This is a genomic window from Microcystis sp. LE18-22.4A, assembly GCF_027531105.1.
GTDB classification, from domain to species: domain Bacteria; phylum Cyanobacteriota; class Cyanobacteriia; order Cyanobacteriales; family Microcystaceae; genus Microcystis; species Microcystis aeruginosa.
In genome coordinates, this window is the sequence record NZ_JAPZRB010000196.1 from 1 (window position 1) to 13115 (window position 13115).

Annotated in this window: 11 protein-coding genes and 2 pseudogenes; 8 read left to right on the forward strand and 5 right to left on the reverse strand. The window is 44.3% G+C overall.

The window, feature by feature from the left end:
- The first annotated feature begins 497 nt into the window (after positions 1–497).
- The 6 genes and pseudogenes from glyA to O9295_RS08525 all read left to right on the forward strand — a co-directional run bounded on the left by glyA (position 498) and on the right by O9295_RS08525 (position 4237).
- Positions 498–1781 carry a serine hydroxymethyltransferase gene (gene glyA / locus O9295_RS08505; protein WP_288032667.1) on the forward strand — a complete coding sequence of 428 codons (1284 nt, stop codon included), beginning with the start codon at positions 498–500 and terminating at the stop codon, positions 1779–1781.
- A 78-nt stretch (positions 1782–1859) separates the two neighbouring features.
- Complete coding sequence (locus O9295_RS08510; RefSeq protein ID WP_002744764.1) at positions 1860–2924, forward strand: glycosyltransferase family 4 protein; 1065 nt, start codon at positions 1860–1862, stop codon at positions 2922–2924.
- Between the two features lie 67 nt (positions 2925–2991).
- Positions 2992–3291, forward strand: a complete 300-nt coding sequence (locus O9295_RS08515; RefSeq protein WP_002761685.1) for a hypothetical protein — start codon at positions 2992–2994, stop codon at positions 3289–3291.
- A gap of 105 nt (positions 3292–3396) precedes the next feature.
- A pseudogene (locus O9295_RS27325) lies at positions 3397–3591 on the forward strand (hypothetical protein).
- Complete coding sequence (locus O9295_RS08520) at positions 3573–3869, forward strand: DUF4164 domain-containing protein (protein ID WP_288032668.1); 297 nt, start codon at positions 3573–3575, stop codon at positions 3867–3869. The pseudogene O9295_RS27325 and the gene O9295_RS08520 overlap by 19 nt, the downstream one beginning before the upstream one ends.
- A gap of 83 nt (positions 3870–3952) precedes the next feature.
- Positions 3953–4237: a hypothetical protein gene (locus O9295_RS08525; RefSeq protein ID WP_002764782.1), complete on the forward strand. Its 285-nt coding sequence runs from the start codon at positions 3953–3955 to the stop codon at positions 4235–4237.
- 129 nt (positions 4238–4366) lie between these two features.
- Here the strand turns inward: O9295_RS08525 and O9295_RS08530 are convergent, their stop codons facing one another.
- Both O9295_RS08530 and O9295_RS08535 read right to left on the reverse strand, forming a co-directional pair.
- Complete coding sequence (locus O9295_RS08530; RefSeq protein ID WP_288032669.1) at positions 4367–5923, reverse strand: ATP-binding protein; 1557 nt, start codon at positions 5921–5923, stop codon at positions 4367–4369.
- A gap of 70 nt (positions 5924–5993) precedes the next feature.
- On the reverse strand, positions 5994–6278 hold the full coding sequence (locus O9295_RS08535; protein ID WP_002761688.1) for a hypothetical protein: 285 nt from the start codon (positions 6276–6278) through the stop codon (positions 5994–5996).
- Positions 6279–6453: 175 nt separating this feature from the next.
- On the opposite strand from O9295_RS08535, the gene O9295_RS08540 reads away from it, so the two are divergent.
- On the forward strand, positions 6454–7044 hold the full coding sequence (locus O9295_RS08540; protein ID WP_012266637.1) for a Uma2 family endonuclease: 591 nt from the start codon (positions 6454–6456) through the stop codon (positions 7042–7044).
- 147 nt (positions 7045–7191) lie between these two features.
- On the opposite strand, the pseudogene O9295_RS27775 reads toward O9295_RS08540, so the two are convergent.
- Positions 7192–7440: pseudogene (locus O9295_RS27775) on the reverse strand (IS607 family transposase); the annotation flags it as partial.
- Positions 7441–7716: 276 nt separating this feature from the next.
- Between O9295_RS27775 and O9295_RS08550 the strand changes: the two are divergent.
- Positions 7717–10344, forward strand: coding sequence for a chloride channel protein (locus O9295_RS08550; RefSeq protein WP_288032672.1), 2628 nt, complete (start codon positions 7717–7719; stop codon positions 10342–10344).
- Positions 10345–10352: 8 nt separating this feature from the next.
- On the opposite strand, the gene O9295_RS08555 is transcribed toward O9295_RS08550, so the two are convergent.
- Together O9295_RS08555 and hemL are read right to left on the reverse strand one after the other, a co-directional pair.
- A complete protein-coding gene (locus tag O9295_RS08555) occupies positions 10353–10733 on the reverse strand; it encodes a DUF1830 domain-containing protein (protein WP_288032673.1) in 381 nt (126 codons plus the stop codon).
- Between the two features lie 524 nt (positions 10734–11257).
- Complete coding sequence (gene hemL / locus O9295_RS08560) at positions 11258–12559, reverse strand: glutamate-1-semialdehyde 2,1-aminomutase (protein WP_288032674.1); 1302 nt, start codon at positions 12557–12559, stop codon at positions 11258–11260.
- Positions 12560–13115 lie beyond the last annotated feature (556 nt).

Consider the following 13115-nt stretch of genomic DNA (forward strand, 5'->3'; position numbering starts at 1 on the left):
TCTGGTCAATTACCTAATTTTCAGAGAAAAAGTCCCAGAATTTTCCCCCTATCTCTCCCACAACTGGTACTTTTTGATTGACAAAAAGTCTAAAAGTCTTACCCAACAAGGTTTTTAGATTTATTCAGCAAGCCCTAATTAATGGTAATTTTCGGGGGGGTTATCTTGAAGGTAATCCACCCTCTTTTTTGGATTTGTCAACTTTTTGTAGAACTTCTACTAAGTTGTTATTTTTAAAGGGAAAATCACCGATAAAATTGGGCATTACTTCCGATTTTATCACTCAATCCCAGCTTTTGGGGGGTTCTATTGGCTAATATTACTATTACTTATTGACTAAAAATGAATATTTTACCGCTAACAGTTGACAATCGACGATCGATCCCGAAGAGAGGCAATTAAGCTCCCTGGTGTGTCGGAAGATTAGAGATTGTGCCAAAATGGAGAAAGTGACCCAATGATTACAGGTAAATTGTTAAAAAAAGGATCGAGTAACCGTGACTGATACGAACTTAGATATACTATCCCTGACGGATCCAGCGATCGCAGGGATTCTGCAAAAAGAACTGCAACGTCAAAGAGATCACCTAGAATTAATCGCTAGTGAAAACTTTACCTCCGCTGCCGTCATGGCCGCCCAGGGTTCGGTTTTAACCAACAAATACGCGGAAGGACTGCCAAAAAAACGCTACTATGGCGGTTGCGAATACATTGATGAAGCAGAACAATTAGCGATCGATCGGGTTAAACGACTATTTGGGGCAAACCACGCTAACGTACAACCCCACTCCGGTGCCCAAGCTAATTTCGCCGTTTTCCTGACCCTCTTGCAGCCCGGCGATACGATTATGGGCATGGATCTCTCCCACGGGGGTCATCTTACCCACGGTTCCCCCGTTAACGTTTCCGGAAAATGGTTCCGAGTAGTACAGTATGGAGTAAGTCCCGAAAGCGAACGCCTTGACTACGATCTCATCCTTGACATCGCCCGTAAGGAAAAACCCAAACTAATTATCTGCGGTTATTCTGCCTACTCGCGCCGGATTGATTTCGAGAAATTCCGCGCCATCGCTGACGAAGTGGGGGCCTACCTGATGGCAGATATCGCCCATATTGCCGGTTTAGTGGCCACCGGTCATCATCCTAACCCCCTACCCCACTGTGATGTGGTAACTACCACCACTCACAAAACCCTGCGCGGTCCTAGGGGTGGTTTAATTATGACCAAAGACGAGGAATTAGGCAAAAAATTCGATAAATCCGTCTTCCCCGGTACCCAAGGCGGGCCCCTAGAACACGTGGTCGCGGCGAAAGCGGTGGCTTTTGGGGAGGCCCTGAAACCAGAGTTTAAAATCTATTCGGGACAAGTAATCGCTAATGCCCAAGCTTTGGCAGGTCAGTTGAAAGCTAGAGGGATTAAAATTGTCACCGATGGTACGGATAATCACTTGATGTTACTCGATTTAAGATCCGTGGGCATGACCGGGAAAGAAGCCGATCGCTTGGTGAGTACTATCAATATTACCGCTAATAAAAACACTGTTCCCTTCGATCCCGAGTCTCCCTTTGTCACCAGTGGTCTGCGCTTGGGTTCCCCGGCTATGACCACCAGAGGACTAGGAGAAACGGAATTTATCGAGATTGGCAACATTATCGCTGATATTCTCCTTAATCCAGGTGATGAAGCCCTGAGAACTACTTGCCGTCAACGGGTAGCGAAACTCTGTGAAAGCTTCCCCCTCTATCCCCATCTCCATATTTCCGTCCCCGCCTTGGCCTAAAACGAGAGATAATAAAAACTCATAATTGGCGATTGCCTGTCAGTTGCCAATTGTGAATTAAATCGCCCCCCAATTCCCATGTCTGGAGATTTATACTATCTAATTGCTTTTCTGATCGCCCATACCGTGGTACTTTGGAGTACCCCCCTCGTCAGAACCGTCGGACTGAAAAGCGGTTACGTCGATAAACCCAACGAAAGGAAGGTCCATGAAAGGCCTATGGTTCGACTGGGGGGAGTTTCGATTTTTGTCGGCGCTTTAACTGCCCTCCTGATCGTTTGGTGGTTGGGAGGGTTTGCCGGTTTAAACAGCGATCGAGAATGGGAAGTCTGGGGCGTAACCCTAGGCGGTTTGGGCTTTTTCCTCATCGGTCTAGCGGATGATCTTTTTAATCTTTCGCCCCTCAATCGTCTGGTAATGCAGTTTAGCGTCGCTTTTCTAGCTTGGCAAGCCGGGGTGAGGATCGATTTCCTCTCTATTCCCTTCGGCGATTTATTACAAATTCATTGGCTAAGTTTACCGATTACTCTCCTCTGGTTAGTGGGGATGGCTAACGCAATTAACTGGATTGACGGTTTAGATGGATTAGCGGCGGGGGTTTCGGGTATATCTGCCGTGGTTATTTTGATTGTAACTTTGGTGATGGGACAACCGGCCGCCGCTATTATCGCCGCCGCTTTAGCGGGTGGGGCCTTGGGTTTTCTGCGTTACAATTTTAACCCCGCTCAAATTTTTATGGGGGATGGTGGGGCCTATTTTATGGGTTTTACCCTTGCGGGTGTGGCGGTGATTGGATTGGCTAAAACCACTGCTGTGACTACTGTTGCCGTTACCGCCGTCCTATTGCCCTATCTCATCCTCGCGGTTCCTCTCCTCGATATGTCAACGGTGATTATTTCCCGTCTCAAACGCGGAAAATCCCCTTTTGTGGCTGATAAACGTCATTTACACCATCGTTTACTAAAAGCGGGTATCTCTCACCGTCTGACAGTATTATTTATCTACGCCCTAACTCTCTGGGTGGGCAGTTTAGCCCTCGGTTTCTCCAATGTTCCCAGTGGTTGGGGTTTTGCCTTTGGTGCAACTCTCCTCCTCGGTTACGTCGGTTGGCAAGTCTGGCGCAATCGTGGCAGTGAACCGTAAGCCATCTTAAACTAGAAAAAAGATTAATAATTAAGATAGCGGCAGGATAACTCTGGGAGTTTAGCAAATGTCTAACGAAACCGTAACTTATTCCCTTGAAACGGTCCTCAAGGAAATCAAAGACAGCATCAAGGAAGTCAACCACAAAGCTGATAGAATCGAGCAACGTCTGACAAAATTAGAAATCGGACAGGCAGAACTTAAAGGAGAAATTAAAGCTTTAGATGAGCGACTAAGCACAAAAATTGACGGATTGACCGCTAGAGTTGCCTATCAAGAGTTTACTAATCGAGGCATTTTGATCGCCCTTGTTGTTGCTATTTTAGGAGGAGCAGCTAAACTTTTTGGATTTATTGGCAACCCCTAGAAGTTGCCCTTAGCATCATAAATTTTTCCTATCTTATTTGGCTCTTCGGTAATTGTTATGCAATGGACGGGGGTTATAAGGGATGGAACCCTTATATAGAAAGGCATTTAGCGATTTTTGTCAATTGTTTTTTATCTAGAGCGAACTAATCAATTAAGTCTCTTGCCAGATAAGGATTTAGTCGATTTATGCCCCCCTATGGAACCATACCAAGTAACGAAGAACCTCTTATTTTTTCAGCAAGCCCTAATTAAAGTTATCAAAAGTAGGAGTTTAGCACAATGTCTAACGAAACCGTAACTTATTCCCTTGAAACTGTCCTGACAAGGATTGAGGGAAAAATCGACTCTTTACAAAGAGATGTTAATGAGCGTCTCACTAAGCTAGAGATAGGACAATCAGAAATAAGAGGGGATATTAAAGCCCTAGATTCTAAAGTTATGGAAATAGAAAAGCGTATTGACGACCTGAATGTACGGGTGAATATTAGCAATAATGGGTTTCTTGGCATTGTCGGAATTTTGGTGACAGGAATACTAGGTATTCTGGGAAAAATCGTCTTTTTTCCTAATCCCTAAAAGTTATCCTTAGTCGTGCATATCGGCAATTTTGATGCCTTGTCGATTAGAGAAAAAATCAGCAAAAGTAGGAGTTTAGCAAAATGTCTAACGAAACCGTAACTTATTCCCTAGAAGCAGTCCTGACAAGGATTGAGGGAAAAATCGACTCTTTACAAAGAGATGTTAATAAGCTAGAGATAGGACAATCAGAAATAAGAGGGGATATTAAAGCCCTAGATTCTAAAGTTATGGAAATAGAAAAGCGTATTGACGACCTGAATGCACGGGTGAATATTACTACTAATGGGTTTCTTGGCATTGTCGGAATTTTGGTGACAGGAATACTAGGCATTCTGGGAAAAATCGTCTTTTTCCCTAATCCCTAAAAGTTGTCCTTAGTCTTTGTTTACTCTACAATTTTCAAGGATACAGAGAAAAACAATCTGCAAAAATCCCTCTTTCCGTTCTCCTCTCTGCGACTGTAGCGCCTCTGCGTCAAACAAAAAATATAAAACTCATGCCCTAATCACAGTAATTCTATATTGATTTTCTGTCACCACAACTTCAGTGGATAATCTTTCCTCCATTGGTAAAGCATTTTTCCGCCTATCAAAGATAAATAACCAACCAAAATCTAAACCCAAACGCCCTAAATAAGACTCTAATTGTTCGATCCCATCAGCTTGCGGATCGCGTTTTTTATCCCGCCATACTTTTAATTCAATCCCTAAAATTACATCTTTATAACTCAGACATAAATCCATTCTATCACTACCAATTGCATATTCCCTTTCTAAAACTCCCCCACCATTAACCACACGATGTAAAAAAGCCATTAATACAATATGTGGGGCGATTTCATGGTAAGCAGCGCTACTTAATAATGGTTCGACCTGTTGTCGCCAAAACTTGAGAAATGCTGTTAATAAAGCATCTATATTTAATTCACCTTTTGCCGTCAACCAACTAGGACTAATTAAAGGTAAACTGTCCTGAGTTCCTTGTACTAAAACACGGGGAATAACTTCACGATAAATAGGGTTAGAAATAACTAATCCCCCCATCGGATCACGTCGTAATAATCCTAAATCTATTAAATATTGGCGATCATCTGCTAGGGTATCCGGTAAGGTTTGCCCTGCTAAAATTGGTTCAATAATGTTTTTAACTCGTTTTTCTCTGAGTTTTTCCGCTAAACTATCTAAATGAGTATCCTGACGAGCAATTAATATTTCCTTAGCTTGTAAAATGTTTTCTTCGGTAATAGCAATACTTCTATCTTTTACCATTTTTTCTACAATTTCTTTAGCTAAAGCATTGACTAACCAAGGTTGTCCTTGGGTTAAATCATAAGCTGTTTCTATAGCTTCTGGTGTGAAAATTTGTCCAGTTGCTGCTGTATGTTGTTGATATAATTCAACCACTTCTGCAAGATTAAAATTTCGCATAGTCAGAGAAGCAACTTTGATATTAAAAGGACTAGATGTATTTAATCTATCACTACCACCAGATGCTACTTTATAATCTCTCACATCTCGTAAACCAATTAATCCTACTGAGGTCGGGAAATTTTCTGGACGTTTAGGAAAACCATCTCTTAACTGTCGTAAAACTGATATTAATGTTTGGTCTTGTAAAGAATCAATTTCATCTATAAATAATACTAAAGGTCGGTTTAAAAATTTTGCCCAACCTGTTAAAAAATCATTAATTCTATTTCCTGGTTCTTCCTGTTGCCATTGTTTAACAGGTGGTTGTAATTCTTTGGGTAAGCGGATATTTATTGTATTATACCAAGCTCTTAAAATCGCTAATTCTGCTGCACTGGGATCATGATTGAATGCACTTCCTACTTCCACTGATACCATGACTGCGGCATAATTTCCTCTATCGGTAAGTTGTTTTGCTAGGGATAACATGGCTGTGGTTTTCCCTGTTTGTCGTGGTGCGTGAAGGACAAAATAACTACGTTGTTGAATTAGCTCCTCTAAATCTGGTAATCGTACTGTGGGAGAGAGCATATAGTGGATATCGTCTTTACAGGGACCGGCAATATTAAACCAGCGAGTCATAGAATTTTGGTAATAGGTGAACTCTTTAAGTTTACACTATCTATAATTATGTTGGTATCAAGCAAGATTTTCACAGGTTATGTTTCTCCTTTAAATATTCCCATTTAGCTTGATCTGGATCAAAATCAGGAGGTGCAGGTTGGGTTTTCTCAAACCAGTTTTGCAAAACCTTGATTTTAGTTGGTCTTTTTGGTGTTTCTGGTGCTGGTTCAGTGGTTGGGGTTGTGGTATGATCAAGGGTATCTGTGGCTGCCCAAACTACAATTTCCACGTTTCTGGGGGGTAAATTCAGGGGTTGGGTAATCAGCAAGTTACCAGATTGATCAATTTTTCCTTTGAGTTTGTATGCTTGCATGATGTTTTTTTAGGACTTACGCAAGACGTGGCTGAACGCCTTATTCTTGCGTAGGGGTAATTCATGAATTACCCCTACTTTCGGTCTTTTTTGCGTAAGTCCTGTTTTTATGATAATCTATTTTTAGATGATATCATATTGATAAAAATTCACTCTCTAAATTTGGGTTTAAATTATGATAACTACACTCATTGAACGGGAAGCAGAACCAATTTTAATTAGTGACTTAACCTGGAGAGAATTTAAAGCTGTTGAACAGCTAATTGAGCGCCCAGGGTTAAGGTTATCTTTTTTAGATGGAGTTTTGGAGATTAGAAAAATGCCAGGGAAAAAACAGGAAACTATCAAAAAACGTATTGCTTCTTTAGTAGAAATTTATTTAGAATTTTTGGAATTAGATTTTACTCCTACTGGTTCTGTCACCCTAGAAAATGAATTTGAAAAGGTTAAAAAAGAAGGTGATGAATCTTATGAATTGGGAGCAAATAGAAAACATCCTGATTTAGTGATTGAGGTGGTTGTTAGTAGTGGAGGAATTAATAAACTGGAAGCATACAAACGGTTACAAATTCCTGAAGTTTGGTTTTGGACGAATGATGAGTTATTGTTTTATAGTTTAGGAAATGAGGGATATGAAGCTGTTAGTAAATCGCAACTTTTACCGAGTTTAGATGTAGGTTTATTGATGCGTTGTATTAATACAGAAAATCATGCTCAAGCACTGCGGGAATTTAGAGCAGGGATAAAAATTATTGAACCAACTTAACGGAGGCAGGAGGCAGAGGGCAGCAGGCCGTTTTTGTAACGGGGATTTATGCCCCGCTACAAAAATTTTCGCCTTAAAAGACGAGGTTTTAGACCCGATTTTTTCGATAATTGGGGTCAACTAGAATTTTGGCTAATTGTTGGCGATTATCCCACTGCCTACTTCTTCGACAACTTTGTAGATTTTGTGACCTCTAGCAACAGCATAATCTTTTAATCGGTCAGCTTGTCTATCTAGATTGTCTTTATTTTCGGCGCTGGAAACTCTTGCATAAATGCCAGCTATCAAGTCGGGTTTTGAATGGTTGTCATCCGTTATGATAATTGTACCAGAAGGCAATTGATAGCCTGTTAAATTCCCTTGTTTCCACCACCTCCAAGCCGTTCGATAACTTATTCCTGTTTTTTTTGCCTAGTCTGATAGTTTCCTGTCCACATATTGCCATGCTTGACTATATCTGATTATATTTCTCTTGAAACTTTAAAATACCCTCCGCTCAAAGACAGGGACAACCTTTGATCCTAGCCCATCGATAGAAAAACTACTATTAGGGCCACTGGTAGCAACAAGGTGAACGGTGACAGAACTTAACGGCCTATGATTAAAGAAACGAGGAATCAGAACCCTAAATAAATCCTCGCTCCGCCATTGCCTTGATTCTCCCTGATAATTATGGGACTTTTTGCCCGTCACCAAAACCTCCGTCAGTGGTTTAAATCCCAACACTTCGGACGTAGCGCAACCGATAGTCGCTATGCTTTACTGGTAGCCTGTTTAATCGGAATTCTCTCCGCCCTTGCCGCTATTATCCTGAAATTGGGTATCGGTTGGTTAGGTGGTTGGCGGGTGCATCTAGTAGCCAATTCCTCTCCTTTCCTAGTTTTGCCCCTCGGCGGTTTTCTGCTCGGTTACAGTGCCGGTTGGATTGTCGAACACTTCTCCCCCGCGGCCGCCGGGGGTGGTATTCCCCAAGTAAAAGCGGCCTTAGCTAAATATCCTTTGCCCCTGTCTTGGCGGGTCGCCCTAGTAAAAATGATCGGGGCGATCCTGATCCTTGGCGGTGGTTTAACCCTTGGTCGTCGCGCCCCTACGGTACACATCGGGGCGGCCTTAGCGGCCCAGTTAAGCGTCTGGCTGCCCACCAGTCCTGATCACCGTCGTCAGATGATCGCAGCCGGGGCAGCCGCGGGGTTAGCGGCCGGTTTTACTACTCCCATCGCTGGGGTCCTCTTTGTGATCGAGGAATTAATGCGCGATGTCTCCAGTATGACCCTAGAAACGGCGATTGTGGCTTCCTTTACCGGGGCCGTGGTTTCAATGATGCTGCAGAATACCCCCTCAATGATCACTGAATATGCCGATATTAGCTTCTCTGCCCAAGAAATCCCCATTTATTGCCTTTTAGGGGCTTTAGCGGGCTTATTGGGGGCTTTATTCAATCAAGGCATCCTTTTTTGTAGCCAGCTGCAGCGGCGTTGGCGGTTATCTCTGGCTTGGCGCATCGGTCTGGTCAGCTGGTTATCGGGAACGGTAGTGGCCTTTTTACCCGACTTTTTTCGAGATAATACGGGTTTACGGGAATTTTTGCTGGCAGGGGAATTAAGTTGGCAGAATACCGCCCTCGCTTTTGTGGTCTATTTTTTCCTGACGATGATCTCCTATAGTTCTGGCGCTCCGGGAGGACTCCTCGCCCCCGCTTTGGTGTTGGGCTCCTGCTTGGGGTTTCTGGTGGGGGGAATCGAGACGAAAATGATGGGTTTCGGCAGCGAACCTAGTTATGCTTTAGCCGGTATGGGGGCCTTTTTTACGGGAGTAGTCAGGGTTCCAGTAACGGCGATCGTGATTGTCTTTGAACTGCATCACAATTTTAATGTTGTGCTGCCCCTGATGTTGACCTGTGCCGTTTCTTATATCACTGCCGAAAGCATTCACCCCGGTTCCCTCTATCAGCATTTACTTTCCGCTAGTGGTATTATTCTCAACGAGGAAACCCCTGCTAATGATGTGCTGGCCCATCTGTCGGCTATGGATGTGATGCAATCGCAGGTGGAAATTCTGCCGGCGGATTTACCCCTGGGGGAAGTGGTGAAAATTATGTCCCGTTCCCATCATCGCGGTTTTCCCGTGGTGGAACAGGGGCGACTATTGGGGATTTTTACCCAAAGTGATCTGGATAAATGGCGATCGAAAAACAGTCAAACAGTCCTACGGGAGATCATGACTCCCAATCCGATTACCGTAGCCCCCCAGGCAGCTTTAAGCGATGTTTTATTTCTCTTAAATCGCTATCAGCTTTCCCGTTTACCCGTTACCGATGGTCAAAAACTGGTGGGGATCATCACCCGCACCGATATTATTCGGGTGGAAGCTGATCAATTGGGAGGGGTTTGTCAACTGCCCCAACCCAGTACCCCTTCCTATGTGGTTTATCAAACCCGTTCCCCGGCCGTGGGAATAGGCCGGATTTTGTTACCCATTGCCAATCCCGACACCGCTACTGCTTTGTTTAAAATTGCTGCTGCGATCGCCCGTGAACGCAATTATGAGATAGATTGTCTCTATGTGATTACTGTGCCTCGTCTTAGTTCTCCGGCGGAAGTAAAGGTAGATACACGGGAAGGACGCAAATTACTTCATCGTCTGGAAAGATTAGCCCGACGGCAGAATATCTCTGTTCATACACAAATTTCTGTGGCTCAGGATATCGCCGACGGGATTTTAGCCACGATTCGCGAACGACACAGCAATTTATTAATTATGGGTTGGACGGGGGAAAAATCCACTACTGGGGCGATTTTCGGGTTTTCAGTCGATACTTTGATCGCTGAGGCTCCCTGTGAAACCATCTTGGTAAAATTGGGGACAAAGGATTGTTTTCCCAACGATCTTAATCGGGAAAGGATTTGGCTGATTCCCACTGCCGGAGGTCCCAATGCTCAACGAGCTTTAGCATTATTGCCTAGTTTGCTGTCTTTGTCCGAGTCTTCGGATCATCCCAAACTTTGGTTATGTAAAATTTATTCTCCGACGGAGTTACTGCCAGATCTGTCCACTTTGGAAGTTTTACAAGCATCTTTACAAAAAGCGATCGCACAGCCAGTCGTGCCTTTACCGATTCGTTCGGCCTCTCCGGCCGAGGCGGTCATTCATCTAGTAGAATCGGAGGATTGTTCCTTGGTGCTTTTGGGTGCGTCCAGGGAAAGTTTGCTCAATCAGTTCTTAAATGGCAATATCCCCTCGACGATTGCCCGTGCCGTTAATTGCACTGTGATTCTCGTGCGAGGGGAATTATCAGATTAGTTTATTAGCTAGGCGGAAGCTAAAGTTAAACCGAAGGGTACGGTATTGTCAATTTTCGCCCCTTGACTTTCCTCTAGGGAATGGGGATAAAATATTTCCCCCTCTAGTTGACCATCGGAGTCATCCTCATCCCCATCGCTGATATAAAGGCGTTCACAGGGGATATTATCGGAAAGGATGGCACTGGCCATCATCCCCGTATGAATCTCTAAGAAAGCATCCGCTAGGGTCTCAAATACTAAACGCTGCCCGGGGAAAACCACCCTTTCAAAATACCAGTTAGCAATATTGGTGATGCGAACAATTTGAATATGATTGGTCGCATTGACATAGCAACAAAGAATACTATTTTTCTTGCCGTTGGGGAGGGGATCGAGAATCTGTGCCATAGCAATTGGGGTGATCTTAAAGTGGGTTTGTCATCGCTCCTTCACCCTAACATCCTTTGATCCCCGATAGTTGTAAAGATGATTACATTACTCTGATAAAAATCTACCGATCGCTTTTTCTGGTGATAGAAGGCGGTTTTTATTAAAAAATCATTAAATTTAACTAATGCCTAGTTTTGGCTATTTGTCAAGGGGGGAACTACGTTTTTTTGCTGTTTTTCTTGATTTTTTGCCCAGCTATTTATCACTCAATTTTGTTGACGGTTTCAGGATTATCGAAACCGAGGTAATTTTTGTCAAGTTAGATACCTCTTGCTCTTGATCTTATCGATCTGGTTGACTAAAAAGGGGCGGCCTGTGCTGGGACTGATAAGTTTTACAGTGCTGGGGATAATAATCCCTCGATTGTTCGGGGTTTCTAGCCAAATTTCCCCTGAGAATCCCCGTCTTTTGCAAGCGGGGAAATGTCAACTCATCAATCTTGGGACTCTATCAATCAATTTTCCTGGCCGAAGCAGCATTAACTATAAACTTTCTAAAACCTCTTTAGCGGCGGCCAAAGTCCGTTCGATATCGGCCTCTGTGTGAGCTAAAGAAGTAAAACCAGCTTCAAACTGGGAAGGAGCTAGATAAACGCCTCTTTCCAACATTCCCCGGTGAAAACGACCGAATTTAGCCACATCGGCCTTTTTGGCCTCTTCATAGTTATGCACGGGGGTGCCAGTGAAAAACATCCCGAACATGGCACTGATATGACCTCCAAAAACTCTATGACCAGCATCTCTGGCCACTTTCAGCAGCCCTTCAGTTAAGGATTTGGTCACTTTATCGAGATATTCGTAGGTGCCGGGGCGCTGGAGTAACTCTAGGGTTTTAATTCCCGCCGTCATGGCCAGGGGGTTGCCGGATAAGGTTCCCGCTTGGTACATCGGGCCGGCCGGAGCCACCATCGCCATAATATCGGCCCGACCGCCGTAGGCCCCCACTGGCAGCCCACCGCCGATAACTTTGCCGAGGGTGGTTAAATCGGGGGTGATGCCGAATTTTTCCTGAGCGCCACCGTAGGCGATGCGGAATCCGGTCATTACCTCATCAAACATTAATAGGGACCCGTATTCCTTGGTTAATTCCCGCAATCCTTCTAAAAAGCCCGCATCCGGCACGATAAAGCCGGCATTACCCACCACTGGCTCTAAAATCACCCCGGCGATCGAGTCGGGATTTTCGACAAAGAGGGCTTTGACCGCTTCCAGGTCATTGTAGGGGGCGGTTAAAGTGTTGTTAGTGGTGGTTTTGGGAACCCCCGGCGAGTCGGGTAGGCCCAGGGTCGCTACACCAGAGCCGGCTTTAACGAGGAACATATCGGCGTGACCGTGGTAACAGCCCTCGAATTTGATGATTTTATCCCGGCCGGTAAAAGCCCGCATTAAGCGCAGGACGGACATACAGGCTTCGGTGCCGGAATTGACAAAACGCACCATTTCAATGCTGGGAACGGCATCAATCACCATTTCAGCGAGAATATTTTCCTGGACACAGGGAGCCCCGAAACTGGTCCCTTTATCTAGGGCATCGTGTAGGGCGGCAATCACTTCGGGATGGGCATGACCACAGATAGCCGGCCCCCAAGTTCCCACATAGTCGATGTATTCGTTACCGTCCACGTCGCGAATATAGGCCCCTTTGACGCTTTCAAAAACGATGGGTTGACCACCGACGGATTTAAAGGCCCGCACGGGGGAACTTACACCCCCCGGCATTAATTTTTGAGCGGCTGTAAAGATTTCTTTCGATTTTGTTGTTTGATACGAAGATGTGCTAACCAATCCTGTCTCCTTGTCTATTTGAGTCTATCGGTTTCGGGGAATGCCCGGAGCTTTGTTTTGTTAACTTCCTGCTGCTTGTTCCATTTTAAAGATCACTGGCCTACATTTGACGCAATTTTTCCCTAGGAAGAGCGCTGGTCGGCTCAAGTCTCGCTCTTCTTGACTTATAGCTTGATGGTTAACAGCTTATAGAATTGGCTGAGAAAGGGCAAAAATTTCACTTTTGACAATTTTTCCACAATCTTTTCAGAATTGCAGTAAAAACCTAGCAATGGGCGAAGTTATTGCTATTGATAGATTTTAGCCCAGAAAGAGCGATCGAAAAAAGCTCTGGTTTTCCACAGATTTTCCACAGGGGAATTCTTGCTATTATTTTTTAGCGTACAAAAAAACTATTCCTGCTTTGACATCCTCACCGCCGTAAACGGACGGCGATTCCCAAACCTCACGATTTGGGTTTCTGCTTCTTTCCCGAAGGATTTTTCGCACCTGCCTTAACAGATTTACTCTGTTCTGGTCTTATGGTCGCTCTACAGACTGACACCGCAAGCCCTGC

Bases quoted from the DNA above. Each gene is read 5' to 3' on its own strand.
- O9295_RS08555 (WP_288032673.1), bottom strand. From the start codon at position 10,733: ATGGCACAGATTCTCGATCCCCTCCCCAACGGCAAGAAAAATAGTATT.
- O9295_RS08550 (WP_288032672.1), top strand. From the start codon at position 7,717: ATGGGACTTTTTGCCCGTCACCAAAACCTCCGTCAGTGGTTTAAATCC.
- O9295_RS08530 (WP_288032669.1), bottom strand. From the start codon at position 5,923: ATGACTCGCTGGTTTAATATTGCCGGTCCCTGTAAAGACGATATCCAC.
- O9295_RS08520 (WP_288032668.1), top strand. From the start codon at position 3,573: ATGTCTAACGAAACCGTAACTTATTCCCTTGAAACTGTCCTGACAAGG.
- O9295_RS08510 (WP_002744764.1), top strand. From the start codon at position 1,860: ATGTCTGGAGATTTATACTATCTAATTGCTTTTCTGATCGCCCATACC.
- O9295_RS08525 (WP_002764782.1), top strand. From the start codon at position 3,953: ATGTCTAACGAAACCGTAACTTATTCCCTAGAAGCAGTCCTGACAAGG.
- O9295_RS08535 (WP_002761688.1), bottom strand. From the start codon at position 6,278: ATGCAAGCATACAAACTCAAAGGAAAAATTGATCAATCTGGTAACTTG.
- O9295_RS08515 (WP_002761685.1), top strand. From the start codon at position 2,992: ATGTCTAACGAAACCGTAACTTATTCCCTTGAAACGGTCCTCAAGGAA.
- O9295_RS08540 (WP_012266637.1), top strand. From the start codon at position 6,454: ATGATAACTACACTCATTGAACGGGAAGCAGAACCAATTTTAATTAGT.